The organism is Stappia sp. (assembly GCF_965276915.1).
Taxonomy (GTDB): domain Bacteria; phylum Pseudomonadota; class Alphaproteobacteria; order Rhizobiales; family Stappiaceae; genus Stappia.
Window position 1 is genome coordinate 1139527 of record NZ_OZ255709.1, and the last position, 24234, is coordinate 1163760.

Genomic DNA, 24234 nt, shown 5'->3' on the forward strand with positions numbered 1-24234 from the left:
GACCGGATTGCGGCATTTGGACCCCGTGGCGATGTTGCCCCGGTGTGAAGCCTGTGCTAATCGAAGCGCGGTTTTGCGGGGCAGACGCCGACAGGCTTTTCCCGCTTCTGAGAAAACTACGATTTTCCAAAGCCTTGCGATCAGCCCTGCTGGGCGCACCGGCTCAAACCTGCCTAAGAGAGCACGGACCCTGTGACCGACAACGTATCTCTCATTTCAGGTGTGGCTCACCGTTACGCAACGGCGCTGCTCGACTTGGCCGAGGAGCAAGGCTCCGTCGCCGAGGTCGAGACTGCGCTGAACGCGTTCGAGAAGCTGCTCCAGGACAGTGCCGACCTGCGCCGTCTCGTGACAAGCCCGGTCTTTTCCGCCGATGAACAGCTGAAGGCGCTGTCGGCGGTTCTCGACAAGGCAGGTCAGACGGGCCTCGCGGCGAGCTTCCTGAAGCTGGCAGCCAAGAACCGGCGCCTCTTCGCCGTTCCGGGCATGATCCAGGCGTTCCGCGCCGATCTCGCGCGCCGCCGCGGGGAAGTGCCGGCGGAGGTCGCCTCGGCGGCGCAGCTGTCGGACACCCAGCTTTCCGCCCTTGCCGAAGCGCTCGATGCGGCGACCGGCAAGAAGGTGGTGATTTCTTCGAAGGTGGATCCCTCGCTGATCGGCGGCCTTGTCGTCAAGGTCGGCAGCCGGATGATCGACACTTCGCTCAAGACAAAACTCAATTCCCTCAAGTTCGCGATGAAAGAGGTCGGCTGATGGATATTCGGGCAGCGGAAATCTCCGCCATCCTCAAGGACCAGATCAAGAATTTCGGCAAGGAAGCCGAAATTACGGAAGTTGGTCAGGTGCTCTCGGTGGGCGACGGTATCGCTCGCGTCTACGGTCTCGACCAGGTCCAGGCCGGCGAGATGGTCGAGTTTCCGGGCGGCATCAAGGGCATGGCGCTCAATCTCGAAACCGACAATGTCGGTATCGTGCTTTTCGGATCCGACCGTGACATCAAGGAAGGCGACACGGTCAAGCGGACCGGCGCAATCGTCGAGATCCCGGTGGGCAAGGGCCTTCTCGGCCGCGTTGTCGATCCGCTCGGCCAGCCTCTCGACGGCAAGGGTCCGATCGAGGGAACCGAGATGCGCCGCGTCGACGTCAAGGCGCCGGGCATTCTGCCGCGCAAAGGCGTGCATGAGCCGATGTCGACCGGCCTCAAGGCCATCGATGCATTGATCCCGGTCGGTCGCGGCCAGCGTGAGCTGGTCATCGGCGATCGCCAGACCGGTAAGACCGCGATCATTCTGGATACTTTCCTCAACCAGAAGTCGATGCACGCGACGGACAATGAGGGCGAGAAGCTCTATTGCATCTACGTTGCCGTCGGCCAGAAGCGTTCCACCGTCGCCCAGTTCGTGAAGCAGCTGGAGGAATCGGGTGCCCTTGAGTACTCGGTGATCGTCGCGGCCACAGCGTCCGACGCGGCTCCGCTCCAGTTCCTGGCGCCGTTCGCAGGCACCGCGATCGGCGAATTCTTCCGCGACAACGGCATGCACGCCGTGATTGGCTACGACGATCTGACCAAGCAGGCCGTGGCCTATCGCCAGATGTCGCTTCTTCTCCGTCGTCCGCCGGGGCGCGAAGCTTTCCCGGGCGACGTGTTCTACCTGCACTCCCGCCTGCTCGAGCGTTCGGCCAAGTTGAACGAGGCCAACGGGTCTGGCTCGCTGACCGCGCTGCCGGTCATCGAGACCCAGGGTAACGACGTTTCGGCCTTCATTCCGACCAACGTGATCTCGATCACCGATGGCCAGATCTTCCTGGAGACGGATCTGTTCTTCCAGGGCATTCGCCCGGCGGTGAACGTCGGCCTGTCGGTGTCGCGCGTGGGCTCGTCCGCCCAGATCAAGGCGATGAAGCAGGTTGCGGGCAAGATCAAGGGCGAGCTTGCCCAGTACCGCGAGATGGCGGCTTTCGCCCAGTTCGGTTCGGACCTCGATGCCACGACCCAGCGTTTGCTGAACCGTGGCGCGCGACTGACCGAGCTTCTGAAGCAGGGACAGTTCCAGCCGCTGAAGACCCAGGAGCAGGTCGCCGTCATCTATGCCGGCGTCAACGGTTACCTGGACAAGCTGCCGCTGGACAAGGTGAAGGCCTTCGAGGAAGGCCTGTTGCTCAACCTGCGTGGCGAACATGCCGACCTCCTGGATGCAATCTGGGAGAAGAAGGCGCTGGACGACGTGCTCGAAGGGCGCCTGAAGGCGGTTATCGAGACGTTCCTGAAGAATTTCGCCTGACGTGTGACTGACGGCAACCGGGACAAGGGGCGGCCATGCCGAGCCTGAAGGACTTACGAAACCGGATCGCCTCCGTGAAGGCGACGCAGAAAATCACCAAGGCCATGCAGATGGTGGCCGCGGCGAAACTGCGTCGCGCGCAGGAGGCGGCCGAGGCCGCGCGGCCCTATGCGGAACGCATGGAGGCGGTGCTGGCCAATCTGGCCAATGCTTTCGAGGGGCGTGACGACGCACCGCAGCTCCTCGCCGGCACCGGCAAGGATGATGTGCATCTGCTCCTCGTCGCCACTGCCGAGCGCGGCCTGTGCGGCGGCTTCAACTCCTCGATCGCCAAGCTGGCGCGCGAGCGGGCAAAGTCGCTGATCGCGCAGGGCAAGACGGTCAAGATCGTCTGTGTCGGCAAGAAGGGCTTCGATTCCCTGAAGCGTGACATGGGCGCTCATATCGTCAAGACGATCGAGCTTCGCCACGTTAAGCGGGTCGCCTTCGAGAACGCGGACGAGATCGGTGATTTCGTCCGGCAGATGTTCGAGGAAGGCGAGTTCGACGTCTGCACGCTCTTTTACGCCCGGTTCCAGTCGGTGATCAGCCAGGTGCCTACGGCACAACAGCTCATCCCGGCAACCTTCGGCGAGGCGGCAGAGCTTGACGCGGTCTATGAGTACGAGCCCGACGAGGCGGAGATCCTCGCGGATCTTCTCCCGCGCAACATCTCGGTGCAGATCTTCAGGGGTCTTCTCGAGAATGCGGCTTCCGAGCAGGGCGCGCGTATGAGCGCGATGGACAACGCCACGCGCAACGCTGGTGACATGATCAACAAGCTGACGCTCAACTACAACCGTCAGCGGCAGGCTCAGATCACCAAGGAGCTGATCGAAATCATCTCGGGCGCCGAGGCGCTCTGACCGGATCGAGACGAGGATAGCAATATGGCTGACAATGCAGTCGGGCGGATCACTCAGGTCATCGGCGCCGTGGTCGACGTCAAGTTCGACGACCACCTGCCGCCGATTCTCAACGCCCTTGAGACCGACAACAACGGCAACCGCCTCGTGCTCGAGGTGGCCCAGCATCTTGGCGAGCACACGGTTCGCACCATCGCCATGGACGCGACCGAGGGTCTCGTTCGCGGCCAGAAAGTGGTCGACACCAGCGAGCCGATTTCGGTTCCGGTCGGTGCAGGCACGCTCGGCCGCATCATGAACGTCATCGGCGAGCCGGTCGACGAGGCCGGCCCGATCGTTCATGAGACCAGGCGCGGTATCCACCAGGAAGCCCCGAGCTTTACCGAGCAGTCCACCGACGCGGAAATCCTGGTGACGGGCATCAAGGTCGTCGACCTGCTCGCACCGTACGCCAAGGGCGGCAAGATCGGCCTGTTCGGCGGCGCCGGTGTCGGCAAGACCGTGCTCATCATGGAGCTGATCAACAACATCGCCAAGGCACATGGCGGCTACTCCGTCTTCGCCGGCGTCGGCGAGCGGACCCGCGAGGGCAACGATCTCTACTGGGAGATGATCGAGTCCAACGTGAACCGCGATCCGAAAGAGCATGACGGCTCGACCGAAGGTTCCAAGTGCGCGCTGGTCTACGGCCAGATGAACGAGCCTCCCGGAGCGCGTGCCCGCGTGGCGCTGACCGGCCTCACTGTCGCCGAGCATTTCCGCGACGAAGGCCAGGATGTGTTGTTCTTCGTCGACAACATCTTCCGCTTTACCCAGGCGGGTTCGGAAGTGTCGGCGCTTCTCGGCCGCATTCCCTCGGCTGTGGGCTATCAGCCGACGCTGGGCACCGACATGGGTGCGATGCAGGAGCGCATCACCACCACGACCAAGGGGTCGATCACCTCGGTGCAGGCCGTGTACGTGCCGGCCGACGATCTGACCGATCCGGCGCCGGCCTCGACCTTCGCTCACCTCGACGCGACGACGGTTCTGAACCGGTCGATCGCCGAGAAGGGCATCTATCCGGCCGTGGACCCGCTCGATTCGACCTCGCGCATCCTTGATCCGCGGATCATCGGCGACGAGCACTACGAGACGGCCCGTGCCGTGCAGGCGACGCTGCAGCGCTACAAGGCGCTTCAGGACATCATCGCCATCCTCGGCATGGACGAGCTCTCGGAAGAGGACAAGCTCACGGTGGCCCGCGCCCGCAAGATCGAGCGCTTCCTGTCGCAGCCGTTCTTTGTCGCCGAGATCTTCACCGGCTCGCCGGGCAAGCTCGTTGCGCTCGAAGACACGATCAAGGGCTTCAAGGGCCTGGTCGACGGCGAATACGATCACCTCCCGGAGGCGGCCTTCTACATGGTCGGTTCCATCGATGAGGCGATCGAGAAGGCGCAGCGTCTGGCCGCCGAAGCCGCGTAACGAGACAGGGATCAGAGGCACGACATGGCAGGAGCATTCCAGTTCGAGCTCGTCTCTCCGGAGCGACTTCTTCTGTCCGAAGAGGCGACGATGGTCGTGGTGCCGGGGGCCGAGGGCGAATTCGGTATCATGGCCGGCCATGCTCCGATGATGTCCACGCTGCGACCGGGCGTTCTCAGGGTGTCCGGTACAGCCGGTGGCGATCAGGTTTATTATGTGCGTGGCGGGTTCGCCGAAGCCGGTCCCAAGGGGCTGACGGTTCTTGCCGAGCACGCGATCGCGCTCAATGACCTCAAGGCCGATGATCTGGCTCGCCAGATCAAGGATGCCGAAGAGGACGTGACGGATGCCGGTGATGATGCCACGCGCGAGAAGGCGGCAGTGCATCTGGCCCAGCTCCGCGATGTTCAGGCGGCACTCGCGGCAGTCTGATCCTCGCGACCGGCCAGTCTTCGGCTGGCGGATATCAGGGGCGCCCTACCGGGCGCCCCTTTTTTGTCCCGGTCCGGCCGGCCGGACCCGCGCGGTCCCGGTTGAAAGCGGATGCGAAAACGGGTGGACATGGCTCGCATGCATCCCGCATCGTTCAATCAATGGGCGACACCGCATCATCCGCATCTGCCTCTTCGACGACCGGTCGCTCCGCAGCGCCGGAGGGTTTTCGCGTGCTTCCCGGCCGGCTTGACCGTGCGGCGCAGGAAAGCCTCCTTGAGGAGGTTCGCGCGGTCGTCGCCGAGGCTCCGCTGTTCACGCCGGAAATGCCGCGCAGCGGCAAACCCTTCTCCGTCCGCATGACGAATTGCGGGCCGCTGGGCTGGGTGTCCGATCGCGGCGGCTACCGCTATCAGGCGACACACCCGGTAAAGGGCACGCCCTGGCCGGCCATGCCGCAAAGCCTGCTGGCACTGTGGCGCGGGCTTGCACCCGAAGCGCCGGATCCCGAGGCCTGCCTCGTGAATCTCTATGCGCCGGGCGCCCGGCTTGGCCTGCACCAGGACCGGGACGAGGAAACGTTCGACGCGCCGGTCGTCTCGGTCTCGCTCGGAGCGACGGGCCTGTTTCGCATCGGCGGCCTGGCGCGGCGCGATCCCACGCGCTCGCTGCGTCTTGCATCTGGCGATGTTGTCGTGCTCGCCGGTCCGGCCCGGCTGGCCTATCACGGCATCGACCGGATCCTGCCGGGGACCTCGACGCTGCTGCGCGATGACGGCCGCATCAACCTGACGCTGCGCCGGGTGACCCCGCTGCCGGCGCCTTGACGACAGGCATTGCCATTCATCGCCGATCAGGAGAACCTCCCAGCACCCTTGCACAGACGAGGACGAGTATCGTGGCACCGACGGCCGCCCCCGCGGCGGAGACGCTCATTCCGGAGGTGAACGCGGTTCTTGCCTCATCGACGAGATCTGCCGGCATCGCGGGTGTCGCCGCTGTTGCCGCCCACAAGCTTTCCGTCAAGGCGGTAGAGAGGTCCAGCGGAAGGGTGTCGGGGATGCGCGTGAGGATCCCGTGGCGGTAGACCGCGGTTGTCAAGCTGCCGAAAAGCGCCACGCCGACGGCAATGCCGAGCTCCTGCACGGTCTCGGTCATGGCCGAGGCCGATCCGGCTTTCTCCGGCGGGGCGGCGCTGACCACCAGATCGGTGCCAAGCGCGGCGATGGTGCCCAGTCCGAGATAGATCAGGGCGTAGCCGCTCAGGACCAGGGTAAGACCCGGGAGCCAGGCGACGAAAGCGACAAGCAGATACCCGAGAGCCGAGAACGCCAGTGATCCTGCCATCACGTAACCGGGGCGCATATGACGCGCAAGAAGCGGTGCGCCAATCCCGGCGGCGATCATCATCAGGGCAGGGGGCCCCATCCACAGTCCAGCGGCGATCGGAGTGAGGCCGAGGACCAGTTGCAGGTATTGTGTGACCAGCAGCATCGCTCCGCCAACGCCGACCAATCCGAACAGCAGGACGGCCAGCGCGGCGGTGAAGCTTCGATTGCCGAACAGGCGGACATCAAGCAGGGGGTCGGCCAGGTTGCGCTGACGCCTGGCGAAGATCAGGCCAAACCCGAGCCCGACCGCCAAGATCAAAAGAGAAAACGACGACAAGCCCGTTTCGGCGCTTTTCTTGACGAAGAACACGACCGGAAGAATTGCAGCCAGGGACAGCGCCACGCTGGCCGGATCGAGCCGCTCGCGCGTCGGTGCCCGGTACTCGGGCAACAGGAAGGGCGCGGCAACCAGCACGATCGCGACGACCGGCACGGCGACGAGAAACGCCGCCCCCCACCAGAATTGTTGCAGAAGCGCTCCGCCGACGAGCGGGCCAACGGCCATGCCAAGGCCGAACATGGTGGCCCAAATCCCGAATGCCAGACCTCGCTGCCCTGCGTCGCGAAACATGTTGCTGATCAGCGCGAGCGTTGATGGCATCAGGGTTGCGCCGGCCACGCCGAGCGCCGCACGGGCGGCAATCAGAACGTTGGCTGACGGCGAGAATGCGGCCAGAACGGAGACAAGGCCAAAGGCGAGGGCACCGATCATCAGCAGCCGTCGCCGTCCGATACGATCGCCCAGCGTGCCCATTGTGATCAGCAGCCCCGCGATCATGAAGCCGTAGGCATCCATGATCCACAGGGCCTGGGTGGTGCTGGGTTGAAGATCCTCGGCCAGCGCCGGCAGGGCGAGATAGAGCAACGTGACATCCAGCCCGAGCAGCGCGGTCGGCAGGGCGAGCACTGCAAGGCCGCCCCATTCCCTGGCTCCGGCCCGTCTGGGGACGTGGCGGTTCGTGGCAGGTTGATTTGACGGTCCAGGACGGGCCTGATCGGTGTCGGTTGACATGCTGCCTCCTTGTGTTGGCAGCACATATGAGCCAATTTGATAGGGGTACAATTTAGCAGTTTATTCTATTACTAAAGGTAACATGGCATGCCCCCTCGATCCCTTGAACGCAGTCGCACGGATCTTGCCGATTTCCTGCGCCGGCGCCGGGAACGGCTGCTACCCGCCGATCTCGGCCTGCCGCCGGGCAAACGCCGGCGAACGCCGGGCTTGCGCCGCGAGGAGGTTGCCGTCCTGGCTGGCGTCGGCCTCACCTGGTACACATGGCTTGAGCAGGGACGGGACATCGGCGTGTCCGAGGACTTTCTCCTGAGACTGGCCAAGGTTTTGAAACTGGACGATGCCGAATGTGGTCATCTGTTCATGCTGGCGCATGGTCGCCCGCCGCGCGCCGAACCTTATCGCTGGCCGGCTGTTCGTCCGCGTGTGCAGCAACTGATGGACGAGATGGCGGATCGGCCGTCCTGTGTTCTCAACCTGCGCTGGGACGTCATTGCCTGGAATGATGGGGCTGACCGGCTGTTCGGCCTGACACAAAGGGATATGTCGGGCCGCAACATGCTTCGGATGATGTTTGCGGATCCCGAATTCCGCCGCCGTCTTCCGTCATGGCGGGACGAGGCCCGGGGCCTTGTCGAAGCGCTGCGGCGCGACTTTGCCCTGGTGGCCGATGACGCCGGCATGCGTGAGTTCGTGGACGATCTGGTCAGGGTCTCGCCCGATTTTCGAAAATGGTGGGCCCAGGCGCAGGATTGTCCAGCCGGTCGTGGGCCGGCGACCATCCTCGACAATGGCCGCGAACGACGGTTCGACCAGGAAGTGCTGATCGTCGACGAGTACCGGCATCTGCGCATGGTCGTTTACTTCGAAACGGAAGAGATCGAAAATCTCACGACAGATCGGGGCGGCCCGTTGGAACGTTCGAGTCCCGGGCTTTCAGGGTAAGGCCGGGTCAGGCCCCTTCAGTTTTCTGGCCCGTAGGCTCGCGCACGGCCTATCCCAGGATCGCGATGGCGAGCAGTGCCGCGATCACCCACAGAGCCAATCTGCCCGAACGCGTGTATCGCGCCTCCGCCCGCCCGATTGCCTGGGCGGTGGCCGCATCAAAGCGCAGGCCCTTTTCGGTCATGGCTTCGAGCTCGGCGGACAGGCGGGTGGCCCGGTCGGCGAGCAGCGGCAAGTCGGCTGCCAGCCGTCCGAGGGCGGCAAGGCCGGTTGCAGCATCCTGCAGGCGGCCGGCAGGACCCAGGTTCCTCTCGATCCAGCCGCGCACGACCGGCTCGGCCGTGTGCCACATGTCGAGATGCGGGTTGAGCGTGCGTGCCACGCCCTCGACGACGACCATGGTCTTTTGCAGCATGATCAGCTGCGTCTGCGTCCGCATGTTGAAGAGTTCCGTGACCTCCAGCAGCTGCGTCAGAAGGCGTGCCATGGAAATTTCTGAGGCGTCATGGCCGTGGATCGGCTCGCCGATGGCGCGGATCGCCTGGGCGAACACATCCACGTCCTGGTCGGCGGGAACGTAGCCGGCCTCGAAGTGAACCTCGGCCACACGCCGGTAGTCGCGTGTGATGAAGCCGAACAGAATCTCCGCCAGGAAGCGGCGCTCGGCCCGGCCAAGACGGCCGGTGATGCCGAAATCGACGGCAACCAACGTTCCGTCGGGCTCCAGGAACAGGTTTCCCTGGTGCATGTCGGCGTGGAAAAAACCGTCCCGCACCGCGTGACGCAGAAACGACTGGATGATGTTGGCGCCGATCGCCGGCAGGTCGTGGCCATCGGCAGCAATCCCGGCCACGTCGGAAAGCTTGCGGCCGGAAATCCATTCCATCGTCAACACGGCCTTGGCGGTGCGGGGCCAATCGACAGCCGGCACACGGAAGCCCGGATCGTCCTGCGTGTTCTCGCCCATTTCCGAAAGCGCTGCGGCCTCGAGACGGAAATCCATTTCCAGCTCGACGGACCGCGCCAGCGTATCGACGACGGCGACGGGGCGAAGGCGCCGAGAGGGCGGATGCAGCCGTTCGATCAGTCGCGCGATCAGGTAGTAGCTCTTCAGGTCCCGCCGGAACCGCTCGGCGACACCCGGGCGCAGCACCTTGACCGCGACCTTGCGGCGGGTTCCGTCCGCGGCCTCGATCTCGGCCGGGTGAACCTGCGCGATCGAGGCTGCGGCAACCGGCGGTTCGAAGCTTGCATAGATCTCCTCGACCGGGCGACCGAGCTGCTCGCGCACCACACGGCGGGCCTCGTCCATGCCGAAGGGCGGAATCTGGTCCTGCAGAGCCGTCAGGTCCGAGGCGATGTCGCGGCCGACAACATCCGGGCGGGTGGCAAGGAACTGTCCGAGTTTCACATAGGACGGGCCAAGCCGGACCAGGGCGTCGGACAGCCGCTTGTCCGCGGCCTTGTGGCGGACGGAGCGGCGCTCCAGCACGCGCACGACCCGCAGAGCGATTCTCTGCGCCGGCGGGAGGTCGGGCAGATCGACAATGCCGAAGACACCTTCGCGGGCCATGACGAAACCGGCGCGGGCAAGGCGGATAAGGGATCCGACGGGCATCGGCGCCTCAGATCGCCCAGCCGGAATGCAGGCAGGCAATGCCGCCGGAATAGTTCCGGTGGTCGACGCGCGAGAAACCGGCTTCGCGTATCATGTCGGCAAAACGCTCCTGATTGGGAAACTTGCGGATCGATTCCACCAGATAGCGATAGGGTTCTCCATCGCCGGTGACGAGCCGGCCCATGGCGGGAATGGCGTTGAAGGAGAAGGCGTCATAGATCCGGTCCAGGCCGGCGACGTCGACCTGGCTGAACTCCAGGCACAGGAAGCGGCCGCCGCGCTTGAGCACGCGACGCGCCTCGGCCAGCGCCTTGTCGATGCGGGGCACGTTGCGGATGCCGAAGGCGATCGTGTAGGCATCGAAGGAACGGTCGGGAAACGGAAGGTCCTCGGCATTGCCCTCCACGAAGCGCAGGCGATCCGAAAGGCCCGCCTTGTCGGCGCGCGTCTGCCCGACCTGGAGCATCGATCCGTTGATGTCGCAGACGACGGCATTCGTCTGCGCCCCTCCGCGGGTGACGATGCGGGTCGCGACGTCACCGGTGCCGCCGGCGACGTCCAGCACGCGAAAGGCGCGCGCGTTCGAGCGTGGCGGCGCAAGGCTGGAGATCATCGCGTCCTTCCACAGGCGGTGCAGCCCTCCCGACATGAGGTCGTTCATCAGGTCGTAGCGGCTGGCGACCTGATGAAACACGTCATTTACGAGCGGTTGCTTTTCACCGTTCCCGACCGTGCGGAAGCCGAAGCTTGTCGCCATTTCCGGGCCGTGGGTACGCGCCCGGTCGCTGTCCATGCGTCCCGACATCTGCCTCTCCGTGCGGTTCGTTTTCGCTTGCTGAGGCTTGGCTTACAGCATTTCCGAAGAGAGGTCACGGGCGCGGATCGGCGCAGGTCCCGTCCGTGTGGTCGCAGGTTCGAAAAGGTCGCTGACAACGATAGCCACCCTCCGAATTGCGGGACGGCGGCAGCATGTCGATTGACGCCGCCTGCCGTTGTCTGCAAGCAGGGTTCGGACAGGTGAACTGGAGCCAGAGATGCCGGAACTTCCCGAGGTAGAAACCGTTCGGCGCGGCCTTGCGCCGGTCATGGAGGGAGCGGTCATTCGCGACGTCATGCTGCGTCGCCCCGATCTCCGTTTTCCCTTTCCTGAGGATTTCAGCTCGCGAATCTCCGGCCGCAGGGTTGTCGCGATGGGGCGGAGGGCGAAGTATCTGCTGGCCGATCTGGAGGACGGCATGGTCGTGGTGATGCATCTGGGCATGTCCGGCGCCTTTCGGGTCGAACGGGTCGTGGAGAGCGGAGACAACCTGTCCTCAGCGACGATTGCCGGCGAGATGTTCCGCTATCCGCGGTCCGAGAACCGCACGCATGACCATGTCGTGTTCAGCCTCGACGAGGCCGCGGGCACCAACATGCGGATCGTCTACAACGACCCGCGCCGCTTCGGATTCATGACGCTTGTCCCGCGTGATGCGCTCGACCAGCATCCCTATTTCGTCAATCTGGGACTGGAGCCGACGGGCAATGCACTTGATGCGGCGCATCTCGCCTCGGTGCTCAAGGGCAAGGTTGCTCCTCTGAAGGCTGCACTTCTCGATCAGCGCAACATTGCCGGTCTCGGCAACATCTATGTCTGCGAGGCGTTGCACCGGGCCGGTCTGTCGCCGCGTCGCGCGTCCGGCACGCTGGTGACCCGGCAGGGGCGCCCCGGCGCGGGCGCGGTCCGGCTGGCCACGTCGATCAGGGAGGTGATCGATGCGGCCATTGCCGCCGGCGGCTCGACCCTGAGGGACCATCGCCAGGCGGATGGCGAACTCGGCTATTTCCAGCACTCCTTCCTGGTGTATGGGCGCGAGGGCGAGGCCTGCCCGCGGTCGGGCTGCCGGGGAACGGTCGCGCGTATCACCCAGTCGGGACGTTCGACCTTCTTCTGCCCGCAGTGCCAGCGCTAGACTGCGCCGCGGCATGCCGGCCGAGGACCGGTGCGCTGCGGGGTTTGCCCGGTTGCGGCCGATGGCCGCTTCGGCTACCCCTTGAGCCGCGAAGACGGCGCCACCCTCCGGCGCTGCTCCATCTCCGGGAGGTCCCATGGGATACGAGAATATTCGGGTCGAGAAGCGCGGGCGCGTAGCGCTTGTCACGCTCAACCGGCCGAAGGCGCTGAACGCCCTGAATTCCGAACTGATCGCCGAGCTCAATGCCGCCCTGGCACTGTTCGAAAGCGACGACAAGGTTGGATGCGTGGTGCTCACCGGGTCGGAAAAGGCCTTCGCCGCGGGTGCCGACATCAAGGAGATGAGTTCTCTTTCCTTCGTCGAGGCCTACAAGACCGATTTCATCACCTCCTGGGATCAGGTGTCGCGCTTTCGCAAGCCGATCATCGCGGCGGTTGCCGGATATGCGCTGGGTGGCGGGTGCGAACTGGCGATGATGTGCGATTTCATCCTCGCGGCCGACAATGCCAAGTTCGGTCAGCCGGAAATTACGCTCGGCGTCATGCCGGGCGCGGGGGGGACGCAGCGCCTGACCCGCTTCGTGGGCAAGTCCAAGGCCATGGAAATGTGCCTGACCGGGCGCATGATGGACGCCGAAGAGGCGGAGCGCTCCGGGCTTGCCAGCCGGGTGGTGCCGCTCTCCGATCTGGTCGACGAGGCCTTGAAGGTCGCGGAGAAGATTGCCGGCTTCTCCCTGCCCATTGCCATGATGACCAAGGAAAGTGTCAATCGCGCCTACGAGACGACGCTCGCCGAAGGCGTGCGCTTCGAGCGTCGGCTGTTCCACTCCATGTTCGCGACCGACGATCAGACCGAAGGCATGGCCGCTTTTGTCGAGAAGCGTGCGCCGCAGTTCAGGAACAGCTAACGCCGTTTCCGGATCGGAGGCGGGTGGATGCCTGTTGCAGCCGGTGCGACGGGTTTCTGATCCGCCGCTCCGCGCCGCTCCGTGCGGCTGGGGCCATTCCGAGCCACTTTGCCTCGAAGATTGCGAGTTTCGCGTTGACGGGGCGTGGCCGGCAGCCTATAACCCAGCCGACCGGTGGCGGCTCGTTCCGCCGCCGCTTTCGTTTGACCGGGGTGACATCTGGCGCCTCGATCGCGACGAGCCAGAATGATCACGTAACGCATCAGGACAAAATATGGCCAACACCCCTTCGGCCAAGAAGGCGGCGCGAAAGATCGAGCGCCGCACGGCCATCAACAAGGCCCGCCGCAGCCGAGTGCGGTCGCACCTGCGCAAGGTCGAGGAAGCCATTGCTTCCGGCGATCAGGCAGCGGCGAACCAGGCGCTCCAGGCGGCCCAGCCCGAACTCATGCGGGCGGTAACCAAGGGCGTTGTTCATCGCAATACGGCGTCGCGGAAGATTTCTCGCCTGAGCGCGCGGATCAAGTCGCTCGGCGCGTAGGTTTTCTACCCCGTCTGAACAATTGAAACCCGGCCTTTTGGTCGGGTTTTTCTTTTGCCGGCACACATCCGTGAGATTGCCAACCGCCTAACCAACCCGTGCGATTCGAGTGCTGCGAAGGGCAAAAGGCTTGGCAGAGATATATCTTCTTTTTCAAAGGCTTAAAGTAATGTTGCTGGCCGCTCTGCGGATCGCGGTCGCTTTGCAGGTTGTCAAGATTGAAGCTGATAATTTTTTTTTAGTGCACAGCAAAATGGGCTTCGGACTGCTCGCCAGGGCAAAAACACGTTGAGTCAAAACGCGTTCTTTTTTGCTTTCCCGGCGTCACCTTCGTTTGGCCGGTGCTGGCCCGCGCGGTGCGTTGCCGAATTGGCTCGAGACGCTGTTGCGGGCCTGACGGGCGCTGTGTATGGTTTGTCTATCGGGCACTCGCCCGGTCAAATCTTACAAGAAACGCGACAGGGGCCTCTAGGAGAGCAATGATATATTTGTGCCTGAAATATACATTGAGCGAATGGCATTGTCTCTCCTTGCGAATGTTCGAAGATGCTCGCTCTGGTGTGGCCTCTAGTCTGTAGTAAACCAACTGCCGCGTTAGAAAATCCCGAAATCGCAATGTCCTGGCTTGCCGATACTTTCGGCAGGGCGCTTTGTTTTTGTTCGCCGCCAGGAGTCTGCGTGAGAATTGATGCCGGAAGGGGCTTGCGGAGACAACCGGAAGTCACGTGTGGCGGAACCTGACGACAGGACGTCGCACCGCAGCAAAGACTGGAAAGAGGGGCTTGACGATGACTGCTCAATCGACTTTCTGTGCCGCTCCGATGGAGCGGCCCTGCAGGGGGCCGGTAACCTGATTTCTGCGTGTCGCCGGCGAGCGTTCCCGACCGGTGGTTTCCTTGGATCACGCGTAACATCCGCGCCTGCCAGATAAGAGGGGCGCCCGTGCCGGAACCGGCGTGCGGCGCAGCCTTGGATAGCTTGGCGCGAAACATGGCACCGGGGCGAGTATCGCTTTCTCCGGCAGGGACACGTCGCGCTTGCGACAACCGAAAACAAGCCGACTGCGGCGAAGACAGACAAAGATCAACGGGCTCTGCGGCGGCGGAGCACCCCGTTGGCAATATTGGAGGCGTTACCATGAACTTGCAGGAACTGCCGGCATCCGAAGCCGCAGGGATCGATCATTGGACACGCGTGAAGAAGCGCCTGCGCGCCGAGTTGGGCGAGGACGTCTTCTCAAGCTGGTTCGCACGGGTGGATCTTGAGGATCATTCGGACGGCACGGTTCGCCTGTCGGTCCCCACGCGCTTCCTCAAGCAGTGGATTCAGTCGCACTATCGCGAGCGCCTCATGGGGCTTTGGAAGCACGAGTGCGAGGATGTCCATCGCATCGAGCTGACCGTGCGCGGCGCGGTCCGGGCCCGTCCGGCGGCAGTCGCAGCAGCGCGCGCGCTTCCCTCCTCTCCGCGTTCCGCCCAGCCGGTCAAGGTGGTCGACAACACGTTCGGCGGCGGCAACGGAGGGGCGGCAAGCGTGGGTTCGGCGTCCCCGGCCGCATCGCGCGGGGGCACCGACAGCCTGGAAGGCGCGGCGCTCGATCCGAAATACACGTTCGATTCCTTCGTCGAGGGCGAGTCCAACGCGCTCGCACTGGCCGCGGCCCGGCAGGTCGCGACGGCGGCCTCCGTCACTTTCAACCCGCTCTACATCCACGCCTCCGTCGGGCTTGGAAAGACCCACCTGATGCAGGCGGTGGCTTCGGCCGCACGGGCAAGCGGCAAGCGCGTCCTGTACCTGACGGCCGAGCATTTCATGTACCGTTTCGTGGCGGCGCTGAAGGCGCAGTCGGCGCTTGCCTTCAAGGACACGCTCCGGACCATCGACCTTTTGTTGATCGACGACATGCAGTTCCTTCACGGCAAGCAGGTCCAGCAGGAGTTCTGCCACACGCTCAATGCGCTGATCGACGGCGCACGGCAGGTGGTGGTTGCTGCCGACCGGCCGCCGGCGGATCTGGAGACGCTCGACGACCGCATGCGCTCGCGCCTGGCCGGCGGGCTTGTCGTCGCCATCTCCGAGCCGGATTTCGGCCTGCGCCGGGCAATCCTGAGCGGCCGGATCGAAACCGTGCGCCGGGCCCATCCGAGTTTCTCGATCCCCGAGGGCGTGCTTGACTATGTCGCTCGGCATGTCGGCAATTCCGGTCGCGACCTGGAAGGGGCGCTCAACCGGCTGATCGCCCACAATCAGCTGACCAACCATCCGGTGACGCAGGAAATGGCCGAAGCCACCCTGCGGGACCTGGTTCGAAACACCGAGCCGCGGCGGGTCAAGATCGAAGAGATCCAGCGCATCGTCTCCAAGCACTACAATGTCTCCAAGGCGGATCTGCTGTCCGCCCGGCGCACGCGCACGATCGTGCGTCCGCGCCAGATCGCGATGTATCTGGCCAAGATGATGACGCCGCGCTCGCTGCCGGAGATCGGCCGCCGGTTTGGCAATCGCGACCACACCACAGTTCTTCACGCGGTGCGCAAGATCGAGGATCTGGCCCGCTCTGATACGGCTCTTGCCCAGGAGCTGGATCTGCTGAGGCGGATGCTTGACGCCTGACGAGACCCGGTTTCGGTGACGTCCGGTTTGCAGTGGCGCGAGCACGTGTTCGCGCCACTGCCTTGCCGGCTTGTCCCCCGCCCGCCGGTGTCGCTTGCACGGATTGCTACCGACCTCCAGAGGCTTGCATTTCGCAGCGCAACGGGGCAGTGTCGACGCCCATTTGACCGTTGCGGCTTCCGCGCGGACGACCTCTCGACACCCACGCTTTTCGACAACGGACGACGCAATGAAAGTGACACTCGAGCGGACTGATCTTCTGAAGTCCCTGACCCATGTTCATCGTGTCGTCGAACGCCGCAACACCATTCCGATCCTGTCGAATGTGCTGTTGCGGTGTGAGGACGGCCAACTGCTCCTCAAGGCAACGGATCTCGATCTGGAAATCTCGGAGCGCATCACGGCGCTGGTCGAGCAGCCGGGCGCGACGACGGTGCCCGCGCACATGATCTACGACATCGTGCGCAAGCTGCCGGAGGGTGCCCAGGTGGCGCTTGAAACCTCCCCCGACAACGCGACGCTGGAAATTCGGGCGGGCCGCTCGCGTTTTGCCCTGCAGATGCTGCCGGAAGCCGACTTTCCGGATATCACCGCGGGCGAATTCAGCCACTCCTTCACGCTCCCTTCCCGAGATCTGCGCACGATCATCGATGCCACCCAGTTCGCCATCTCCACCGAGGAGACGCGCTACTACCTGAACGGCATCTATGTGCACGCTGTGGCGGCCGAGGCCGGCGAGCGGCTGCGCGGTGTCGCGACCGACGGGCATCGCCTGGCGCGGGCGGAGATCCCGGCGCCAGCCGGTGCGACCGGCATGCCGGGTATCATCGTGCCGCGCAAGACGGTCGGCGAGATCCAGAAGCTTCTGGAGGCGCCGGATGCCGAGGCGCTGATCGAGATTTCCGAGACCAAGATCCGCATCACCACCGGGGATGTCGTGCTGACGTCGAAGCTGATCGACGGCACCTTCCCTGACTACGGCCGCGTCATCCCGCAGAACAACGACAAGGAAATGCTTGTCGAGCGGGACGAGTTCAAGGCGGCGGTCGATCGTGTCTCGACGATCTCCTCGGAGCGCGGCCGGGCGGTGAAACTTGCCATCTCGGAAGGACGGATGATCCTCACGGTCGTCAATCCGGACAGCGGCTCGGCCACCGAGGAACTGGCCATCGACTATGACAGCGATCCGCTCGAGATCGGGTTCAATTCGCGTTACCTGCTGGAGATCACCGGACAGCTTCGCGGCGATACGGCCTCCTTCCGGTTCGCCGATGCCGGCGCGCCGACGCTGATCCAGGACAAGGGCGTGGAAGACGCGCTCTATGTGCTGATGCCGATGCGCGTCTAGGCATCAGACACCCTCCGGGACCGCCTTGCAGGCGGTCTCGCCCCACGGATGCCCGCGGCAGGGACAAAACGGCTCAAGGTGGATGCGGAATGGGCGAACCGATCCAGGTTGCTCTCCGCAGCCTCAGCCTGACAGATTTCCGAAACTACACGCAGGTTTCCGTCTCGCTCGGCGCGCGCCTTGTCGCGCTGGTCGGCGACAACGGGGCCGGCAAGACGAACCTGCTGGAGGCGGTTTCCCAACTGACGGCAGGGCGCGGCCTGCGCCGGGCGCAGCTCGATGACATTCGCCGCAAGGATACGGATACCGGCTGGTCCGTCGCTGCACGGCTGGACGGGCCGTTCGGGGAGACGCGGATCGGCGTCGGGCATGCACCGGGGGCGGCCGGCCGCCGGATCCGGATCGACGGCGCCGACGCCAGGTCGTCCGAGCAATTGCTGGACCATATGCGGGTCCTGTGGCTGTTGCCGGCCATGGACGGGCTGTTCACCGGCCCTGCCGGCGATCGCAGGCGGTTTCTGGACCGATTGGTGCTTGCCGTCGACCCGGGCCACGGACGCCGTGTCGCGGACCTGGAAAAGACACTGCGGGCGCGCAACCGGGTGCTCGACGAGGGCGGTACGCCGGCATTTCTGGATGCGGTCGAGGCGCAACTCGCCCCGTTGGCGGTTGCGGTGAGTTGCGCGCGCAAGGAAACGGTCGCCCTCCTGCAGGCGAGGATCCGGGCGCAGGACAACCTCGGCCTGCCGTTTCCCCGCGCCGGCGTCACCCTTGCCGGTGACTTCGAGGCGGAGGCCGGCGGGCAATCTGCCTCGGAGCTGGAAGACTGGTACCGCGACCTGCTGGTTGCGATGCGCGGCCGGGACCGGGCGGCAGGACGCACGCTGTCCGGCCCGCATCGCAGCGATCTGGAGGTGCGGCATCTTGCCAAGGACATGCCTGCCGCCCTGGCGTCGACGGGGGAGCAGAAGGCCCTCCTGATCGGTCTTGTCCTGGCCCATGCGGAGGTGACGGCGGTGACCGCCGGAATGACACCGGTCCTGCTTCTCGACGAGGTGGCGGCGCATCTCGATCCCGGCCGTCGCAAGGCCTTGTTCGCCAGGCTTGCCGATCTCGGACTGCAGGTCCTGATGACGGGAACGGACGCCCGGCTTTTCGCGGATCTTCCGCCAGAAAGCCTCATCCTGAAGGTCGCAAGTTCGGGTATTAGTCCCTATATAGAGGGGTGAGCCGAAGGCTCCCCACCGTTCAGTTCGGGAAACGTCTCTCAATGGAAGTCTCCGCGCTTGTCGTGTTCGCCGCCGCTCTGTTCGTGGCGGCGGCAATTCCCGGCCCTGGTGTTGCTGCGATTGTTGCCCGTGTGCTGGCGCGCGGCCGCGAAGGCGCTGCCGCCTTCTGCTTCGGCATCGCGCTCGGAGATGTCATCTGGCTCGGGTTCGCGGTTGCCGGCCTTGCTGTTCTGGCAAAGACGTTCGGCATCGTATTCTTGTCACTCAAATATCTGGGCGCGGCCTATCTCGTCTATCTCGCCTGGAAGATGTGGACCGCTCCCGCCGATGCAGGCATGGCGAGCGTCCGCGTGTCACGGCAGGAGAGCCGCTTCCGTCTTGCTCTTGCAGGGCTGACGCTGACGCTCGGAAACCCGAAGACCATGGTCTTCTACCTGGCGCTCCTGCCGAATATCATCGCCCTCGAAACGGTCACTGTTCTCGGCTATGTCGAGCTCTCCGTGGTGACACTGGTGGTGCTGGCGGTGGTGCTTGGCGGCTATTGTCTGCTTGCTGAACGGGCACGGCGGATGATCACCAGCCCCAGTTCGATGCGGCTTCTCAACAGGGTCGCCGGGTCGATGATGGCCGGTGCCGCTGTTGCAGTGGCTACACGCTAGCCATCGCACCTTGCTCGGGGCCTTTTGGTTCGTTGATATTGCAGGGGAAACTCGCAGACCTTGGCCGCTTGGCGGGACTGCTGCCACAGAGCGGGACGGATCCGGCCGTTGCCGTGGTTTCATGTGCCGAAACGATGCCCGAGGCTTGGTTGAACCCGTGCTTCAACCCCGTATAACTGTCTGACAGACACGACCAGGTGAGCGACTGATTCGAATGACCGACACTCCGACGACCGGCGAACCCGATCCGCAAGTTCCGGCTGATGCCGACGAGTATGGAGCCGGCTCCATCAAGGTCCTCAAGGGCCTCGATGCAGTGCGCAAGCGCCCGGGCATGTATATCGGCGACACCGATGACGGCTCGGGTCTTCACCACATGGTCTACGAGGTGGTCGACAATGCCATCGACGAGGCGCTCGCCGGCCACGCCGACCGGGTGACCGTCACCCTCAATGCGGAAGGCTCGGTCACCGTGACCGACAACGGACGCGGCATTCCGACGGACCTGCATCCGGAAGAGGGCGTCTCGGCCGCCGAGGTCATCATGACCCAGCTGCATGCCGGCGGTAAGTTCGACCAGAACTCGTACAAGGTGTCGGGCGGCCTGCACGGTGTCGGCGTTTCCGTCGTGAATGCGCTGTCGACCTGGCTTGATCTGCGTATCTGGCGCAACGGCAACGAACACCGCATGCGGTTCCGCGACGGCGACGCCGAGGCGCCGCTGGCTGTGGTCGGTCCCGGCGAGGGACGCAAGGGCACCGAGGTGACCTTCATGCCGTCACCGGCCACTTTCACGCGTATCGAGTTCGATTTTGCGACCCTGGAACACCGGCTGCGGGAGCTTGCCTTCCTGAATTCCGGCGTTCGTATCCTCCTGACGGACCGGCGCGGCGTCGAGGAAAACGCCGTCGAGCTGTTCTACGAAGGAGGGCTCGAAGCCTTTGTCCGCTATCTCGACCGGGCCAAGCATCCGTTGATCGAGGCGCCGATCATGATGCGAGCCGAGAGGGACGGCATCACCGTCGAGGCGGCGATGTGGTGGAACGACAGCTACCACGAGCAGGTGCTGTGCTTTACCAACAACATCCCCCAGCGCGACGGAGGCACCCATCTTGCCGGGTTCCGCGCGGGCTTGACCCGTCAGATGACGGGATATGCCGAGCAGTCGGGGCTCATGAAGCGGGAAAAGGTCTCGCTGACCGGCGACGATTGCCGCGAAGGGCTGACCTGCGTCCTTTCCGTCAAGGTCCCGGACCCGAAATTCTCGTCGCAGACCAAGGACAAGCTCGTGTCCTCCGAGGTCCGCCCCGTGGTCGAGAACGTGATCAACGCGACCTTGTCGACCTGGCTTGAGGAAAACCCGGGGCCGGCCCGCACCCTGGTTTCGAAGGTGGTGGAGGCGGCCAGCGCCCGCGAGGCGGCACGCAAGGCGCGCGAATTGACGCGGCGCAAGGGAGCCCTCGACATCGCCTCCCTTCCCGGCAAGCTCGCCGACTGCCAGGAACGCGATCCGGCCAAGGCCGAACTTTTCCTGGTCGAGGGCGACTCGGCCGGCGGCTCGGCCAAGCAGGGCCGCAGCCGCGAGAACCAGGCAATCCTTCCGCTGCGCGGCAAGATCCTCAATGTCGAGCGGGCCCGTTTCGACAAGATGCTGTCTTCCAACGAGATCGGCACGCTTATCACCGCTCTGGGCACCGGTATCGGAAAGGAGGAGTTCAACCTCGACAAGCTCCGGTACCACAAGATCATCATCATGACGGACGCCGACGTCGACGGCGCCCATATCCGCACGCTGCTGCTGACCTTCTTCTTCCGGCAGATGCAGGACCTGATCGAGCGTGGTCACATCTATATCGCCCAGCCGCCGCTCTACAAGGTGAAGAGGGGCAATTCAGAGCAGTACCTGAAGGATCAGGAAGCGCTTGAGAATTATCTCATCGACACCGGGCTCGAGGATTGCTCGCTGACGCTTGCCGACGGCGAGGCTCGTGCCGGCAAGGACCTGCGCGATGTCGTCGAGAAGGCGCGCGCCGTCGCCCATATCCTGGACGGTCTGCATTCGCGCTATGACCGGGACGTGGTCGAGCAGGCAACCATTGCCGGAGCGCTCGATGCCGATGTCCACCACGATGCGGACAAGGCTGGTGAGGCCGCGGCCTATATCGCCCGGCGTCTCGACATTCTGGCCGATGAGTTCGAGCGTGGCTGGGAAGGGCAGGTGCGTGACAACGGCGACCTCGTCTTCGAACGCATCGTTCGCGGTGTGAAGGAGGCTGCCACCATCGATGCGGCGCTTCTGGGGGCAGCAGACGCGCGCAAGCTGCACGCCAGGGCCGAGCATCTGCAGGAGGTCTATGGCAAGGCCGCGACCCTTTACAGAAAAGGCACGGAGACGGCGATCCGCGGGCCGCGGGCGCTTCTGGATTCGGTGTTCGCGCAAGGCCGCAAGGGCATATCCCTGCAGCGCTACAAGGGTCTGGGCGAAATGAACGCCGAGCAGCTCTGGGAGACGACGCTCGACCCGAACGCGCGCTCCCTGTTGCAGGTGAAGGTGCGCGAGGCCGATGCCGCCGATGACATTTTCACCAAGCTGATGGGTGACGACGTCGATCCGCGCCGGGCCTTCATCCAGGAGAACGCTCTCGCCGTCGCCAATCTCGACGTGTGACCGACGGACCCGGTCGCGGAAAACGCCGCGAACGGGGATTCTTTCTTTGACAAAGCCGGCTGCCCCCCCTATAGGAAGCGGCCAAGACATTCCTCAAAAACAAGCTGCAAACCACCTATGCCGACAATCAACCAGTTGGTTCGTCAGAACCGCAAGCCGACCGTCAAGAAGTCCAAGACCCCTGCGCTGGGCGGAAACCCGCAGAAGCGCGCCGTCTGTACGCGTGTCTACACGACGACGCCGCGTAAGCCGAACTCGGCGCTTCGTAAGGTTGCCCGCGTGCGCATGACGAACGGCAATGAAGTCACGGCCTATATCCCGGGCGAAGGCCACAACCTGCAGGAGCACTCGGTGGTGCTCGTGCGCGGTGGCGGCCCGAACGATCTTCCCGGTGTGCGCTACCGCGTGATCCGTGGTGTGCTTGACACCCAGGGTGTCAAGGATCGTAAGAAGCGCCGTTCGCTCTACGGTTCGAAGCGTCCCAAGTAAGATCCGGACGCCGGCCGCACGGCTCCCGCCGCGCGACCAGAATTTTCGAGACCTCCCGAAGCCTTTTCGGGAGGTTTTCGCGTTTCGGCGCCGGAACTCTCCCGCGTCTCCTAAAGACGTCCCTTCTCAAGCCGGACGAGGACGTCTTTCGCCCTGCCGAGATAGGCGGTGCGAGTTTCCGCCGACATCCTGTCCCAGCCGCGATAGGCCTGGGCGAGGCGGGGATTGCTGCCAAGCCTTTCCCTGTTGCGCGCGAGAAAGTCCCAGTAGAGCGAATTGAACGGGCAGGCGTCCGGTCCCGTGCGGTCCTTGACGTCATAGCGGCAGCCACCGCAATAGTCCGACATCTTGTTGATATAGTTGCCGCTTGCAGCATAGGGCTTGGACCCCAGCAGCCCGCCGTCGGCGAACTGGCTCATGCCGAGCGTGTTCGGCAGCTCCACCCATTCGAACGCATCGGCATAGACCGCGAGGTACCATTCGTGGACTTCGCGTGGCTCCACCCCGGCCAGAAGCGCGAAATTTCCCGTCACCATCAGTCGCTGGATGTGATGCGCATAGGCCGTCTCTCGGGTCTGCGTCACCACCTCCCTGACACAGGCCATGCCGGTGTCGGCGCTCCAGTAGAATGCGGGAAGCGGCCGCGTGGCGTCGAGGAAGTTTTTCTCCGCGTAGCCAGGCATCTCCATCCAGTAGATGCCGCGCACATATTCCCGCCAGCCGATGATCTGGCGGATGAAGCCCTCGGCGGAGTTGAGCGGCGCCGCTCCGTTGCGCCATGCCGTCTCCGCCCGTCGGCAGATCTCGAGCGGGTCGAGCAGGCCGGTATTCAGATACGCGGACAGCACGGAGTGATAGAGGAAGCGCTCTCCGCTCAGCATGGCGTCCTGATAGGTTCCGAAGCTTGGCAGGGCTGTCGCGATGAACCGGTCGAGGGCGCGCTGCGCATCCGGCCGCGTCACCGCGTATCCGAAAGGTTCTAGCGTCCCGAACCGCTCAGGGAAGAGACGTCCGACCATGCCGATGACGTCCTGCGTCATGGCATCGGGTTCCACCCAAAGGGGTTGCGGCATGAACAGGTCGCGATCGGCCGGCTTGCGGTTCTCCGCGTCGAGGTTCCAGCGACCTCCGGCCGGTTCATCCCCATCCATCAGAAGCCGGGTTTTCTTCCGCATCTCGCGGTAGAAATATTCCATCCGGAGCTGCCGGCGATCCTTGGCCCACTCCGAGAATTCGGAACGGGAGCAAAGAAACCGGCTGTCGTCGACGATGTCCACGCGGACGGGATAACTCTCCCGCCAATGGCGTGCCATCTCGAGAACCCGCCACTCGCCCGGCTCGGTCAGGGCGACACGCGTGGCGTTGTGGCGGACTATGGCGCGGCCGAGTTCACCGGTGAAGGAACCGGTATTGCCCGGGTCGTCAAGCCGAACATAATCGACGTCCCAGCCGCTCTGCCGCAATGCCTCGGCATGATGACGCATGGCGGAGAAGAGGAACGCGAGCTTTTTTCTGTGATGGGCGGCATGGTTGGCTTCTTCCGCCACCTCGACCATCAGCACCCGGTCGCGCCGGCGGTCGGCACGCGCCAGAACCGACAGGTCGAGACTGAGCTGATCGGCAAAAACGGGGACAATCGTGGTGTCCGGCATTGGAACCCGTCGTTGAAGGGAACAGGTCGCATCCCTGTCTCGGGATACCTGCCGTCCGATACGCGGTCGGGGAGTTGCCGGATCCAACAAAAAGGGCTGCCGGCGGTGTCGCGGGCAGCCCTGG

At 64.3% G+C, this 24234-nt stretch carries 20 protein-coding genes; 16 read left to right on the forward strand and 4 right to left on the reverse strand.

Annotation, left to right across the window (positions count from 1 at the left end):
• The first annotated feature begins 192 nt into the window (after window positions 1-192).
• The 6 genes from ACQY46_RS05340 (at window position 193) to ACQY46_RS05365 (ending at window position 5910) form a co-directional block, all read left to right on the forward strand.
• Window positions 193-753 (forward strand): F0F1 ATP synthase subunit delta, encoded by a 561-nt coding sequence (locus ACQY46_RS05340; protein WP_428699248.1) that lies wholly within the window; start codon window positions 193-195, stop codon window positions 751-753.
• A complete protein-coding gene (atpA, locus tag ACQY46_RS05345) occupies window positions 753-2282 on the forward strand; it encodes a F0F1 ATP synthase subunit alpha (RefSeq protein ID WP_428699249.1) in 1530 nt (509 codons plus the stop codon). Before ACQY46_RS05340 ends, atpA begins: the two co-directional genes overlap by 1 nt.
• A gap of 35 nt (window positions 2283-2317) precedes the next feature.
• A complete protein-coding gene (locus ACQY46_RS05350) occupies window positions 2318-3187 on the forward strand; it encodes a F0F1 ATP synthase subunit gamma (protein WP_428699250.1) in 870 nt (289 codons plus the stop codon).
• Between the two features lie 24 nt (window positions 3188-3211).
• Window positions 3212-4651, forward strand: coding sequence for a F0F1 ATP synthase subunit beta (gene atpD, locus ACQY46_RS05355; RefSeq protein WP_428699251.1), 1440 nt, complete (start codon window positions 3212-3214; stop codon window positions 4649-4651).
• A gap of 24 nt (window positions 4652-4675) precedes the next feature.
• A complete protein-coding gene (locus ACQY46_RS05360) occupies window positions 4676-5083 on the forward strand; it encodes a F0F1 ATP synthase subunit epsilon (RefSeq protein WP_428699252.1) in 408 nt (135 codons plus the stop codon).
• A 161-nt stretch (window positions 5084-5244) separates the two neighbouring features.
• Window positions 5245-5910 carry an alpha-ketoglutarate-dependent dioxygenase AlkB family protein gene (locus ACQY46_RS05365; RefSeq protein ID WP_428699253.1) on the forward strand — a complete coding sequence of 222 codons (666 nt, stop codon included), beginning with the start codon at window positions 5245-5247 and terminating at the stop codon, window positions 5908-5910.
• Between the two features lie 16 nt (window positions 5911-5926).
• Here ACQY46_RS05365 and ACQY46_RS05370 read toward each other — a convergent pair whose 3' ends face one another.
• Entirely contained in the window at window positions 5927-7486 is a 1560-nt protein-coding gene (locus tag ACQY46_RS05370) for an MFS transporter (RefSeq protein ID WP_428699254.1), read from the reverse strand.
• A gap of 87 nt (window positions 7487-7573) precedes the next feature.
• On the opposite strand from ACQY46_RS05370, the gene ACQY46_RS05375 reads away from it, so the two are divergent.
• Window positions 7574-8431 carry a helix-turn-helix transcriptional regulator gene (locus ACQY46_RS05375; RefSeq protein WP_428699255.1) on the forward strand — a complete coding sequence of 286 codons (858 nt, stop codon included), beginning with the start codon at window positions 7574-7576 and terminating at the stop codon, window positions 8429-8431.
• Window positions 8432-8480: 49 nt separating this feature from the next.
• Here the strand turns inward: ACQY46_RS05375 and ubiB are convergent, their stop codons facing one another.
• Both ubiB and ubiE read right to left on the reverse strand, forming a co-directional pair.
• Window positions 8481-10049 carry a 2-polyprenylphenol 6-hydroxylase gene (gene ubiB / locus ACQY46_RS05380; protein WP_428699256.1) on the reverse strand — a complete coding sequence of 523 codons (1569 nt, stop codon included), beginning with the start codon at window positions 10047-10049 and terminating at the stop codon, window positions 8481-8483.
• Between the two features lie 7 nt (window positions 10050-10056).
• A complete protein-coding gene (gene ubiE / locus ACQY46_RS05385; RefSeq protein ID WP_428699257.1) occupies window positions 10057-10854 on the reverse strand; it encodes a bifunctional demethylmenaquinone methyltransferase/2-methoxy-6-polyprenyl-1,4-benzoquinol methylase UbiE in 798 nt (265 codons plus the stop codon).
• A 229-nt stretch (window positions 10855-11083) separates the two neighbouring features.
• On the opposite strand from ubiE, the gene mutM reads away from it, so the two are divergent.
• The 9 genes from mutM to rpsL all read left to right on the forward strand — a co-directional run bounded on the left by mutM (window position 11084) and on the right by rpsL (window position 22458).
• Window positions 11084-12001: a bifunctional DNA-formamidopyrimidine glycosylase/DNA-(apurinic or apyrimidinic site) lyase gene (mutM, locus tag ACQY46_RS05390; RefSeq protein WP_428699258.1), complete on the forward strand. Its 918-nt coding sequence runs from the start codon at window positions 11084-11086 to the stop codon at window positions 11999-12001.
• Window positions 12002-12137: 136 nt separating this feature from the next.
• Window positions 12138-12911, forward strand: coding sequence for an enoyl-CoA hydratase (locus tag ACQY46_RS05395; protein ID WP_428699259.1), 774 nt, complete (start codon window positions 12138-12140; stop codon window positions 12909-12911).
• Between the two features lie 274 nt (window positions 12912-13185).
• Window positions 13186-13452, forward strand: coding sequence for a 30S ribosomal protein S20 (rpsT, locus tag ACQY46_RS05400; RefSeq protein WP_306028157.1), 267 nt, complete (start codon window positions 13186-13188; stop codon window positions 13450-13452).
• 1137 nt (window positions 13453-14589) lie between these two features.
• Window positions 14590-16065 (forward strand): chromosomal replication initiator protein DnaA, encoded by a 1476-nt coding sequence (gene dnaA, locus ACQY46_RS05405; RefSeq protein ID WP_306028158.1) that lies wholly within the window; start codon window positions 14590-14592, stop codon window positions 16063-16065.
• 229 nt (window positions 16066-16294) lie between these two features.
• The gene (gene dnaN, locus ACQY46_RS05410; protein ID WP_428699260.1) at window positions 16295-17413 is read left to right on the forward strand and encodes a DNA polymerase III subunit beta; all 1119 of its coding nucleotides are present in this window, start codon (window positions 16295-16297) and stop codon (window positions 17411-17413) included.
• A gap of 89 nt (window positions 17414-17502) precedes the next feature.
• On the forward strand, window positions 17503-18642 hold the full coding sequence (gene recF, locus ACQY46_RS05415) for a DNA replication/repair protein RecF (protein WP_428699261.1): 1140 nt from the start codon (window positions 17503-17505) through the stop codon (window positions 18640-18642).
• Between the two features lie 41 nt (window positions 18643-18683).
• On the forward strand, window positions 18684-19301 hold the full coding sequence (locus ACQY46_RS05420) for a LysE family translocator (RefSeq protein WP_428699262.1): 618 nt from the start codon (window positions 18684-18686) through the stop codon (window positions 19299-19301).
• Window positions 19302-19515: 214 nt separating this feature from the next.
• Window positions 19516-21969, forward strand: coding sequence for a DNA topoisomerase (ATP-hydrolyzing) subunit B (gene gyrB / locus ACQY46_RS05425; RefSeq protein WP_428699263.1), 2454 nt, complete (start codon window positions 19516-19518; stop codon window positions 21967-21969).
• 117 nt (window positions 21970-22086) lie between these two features.
• Window positions 22087-22458 (forward strand): 30S ribosomal protein S12, encoded by a 372-nt coding sequence (rpsL, locus tag ACQY46_RS05430; RefSeq protein WP_306028163.1) that lies wholly within the window; start codon window positions 22087-22089, stop codon window positions 22456-22458.
• A gap of 110 nt (window positions 22459-22568) precedes the next feature.
• Here rpsL and ACQY46_RS05435 read toward each other — a convergent pair whose 3' ends face one another.
• Window positions 22569-24110, reverse strand: coding sequence for a cryptochrome/photolyase family protein (locus ACQY46_RS05435; RefSeq protein WP_428699264.1), 1542 nt, complete (start codon window positions 24108-24110; stop codon window positions 22569-22571).
• Window positions 24111-24234 lie beyond the last annotated feature (124 nt).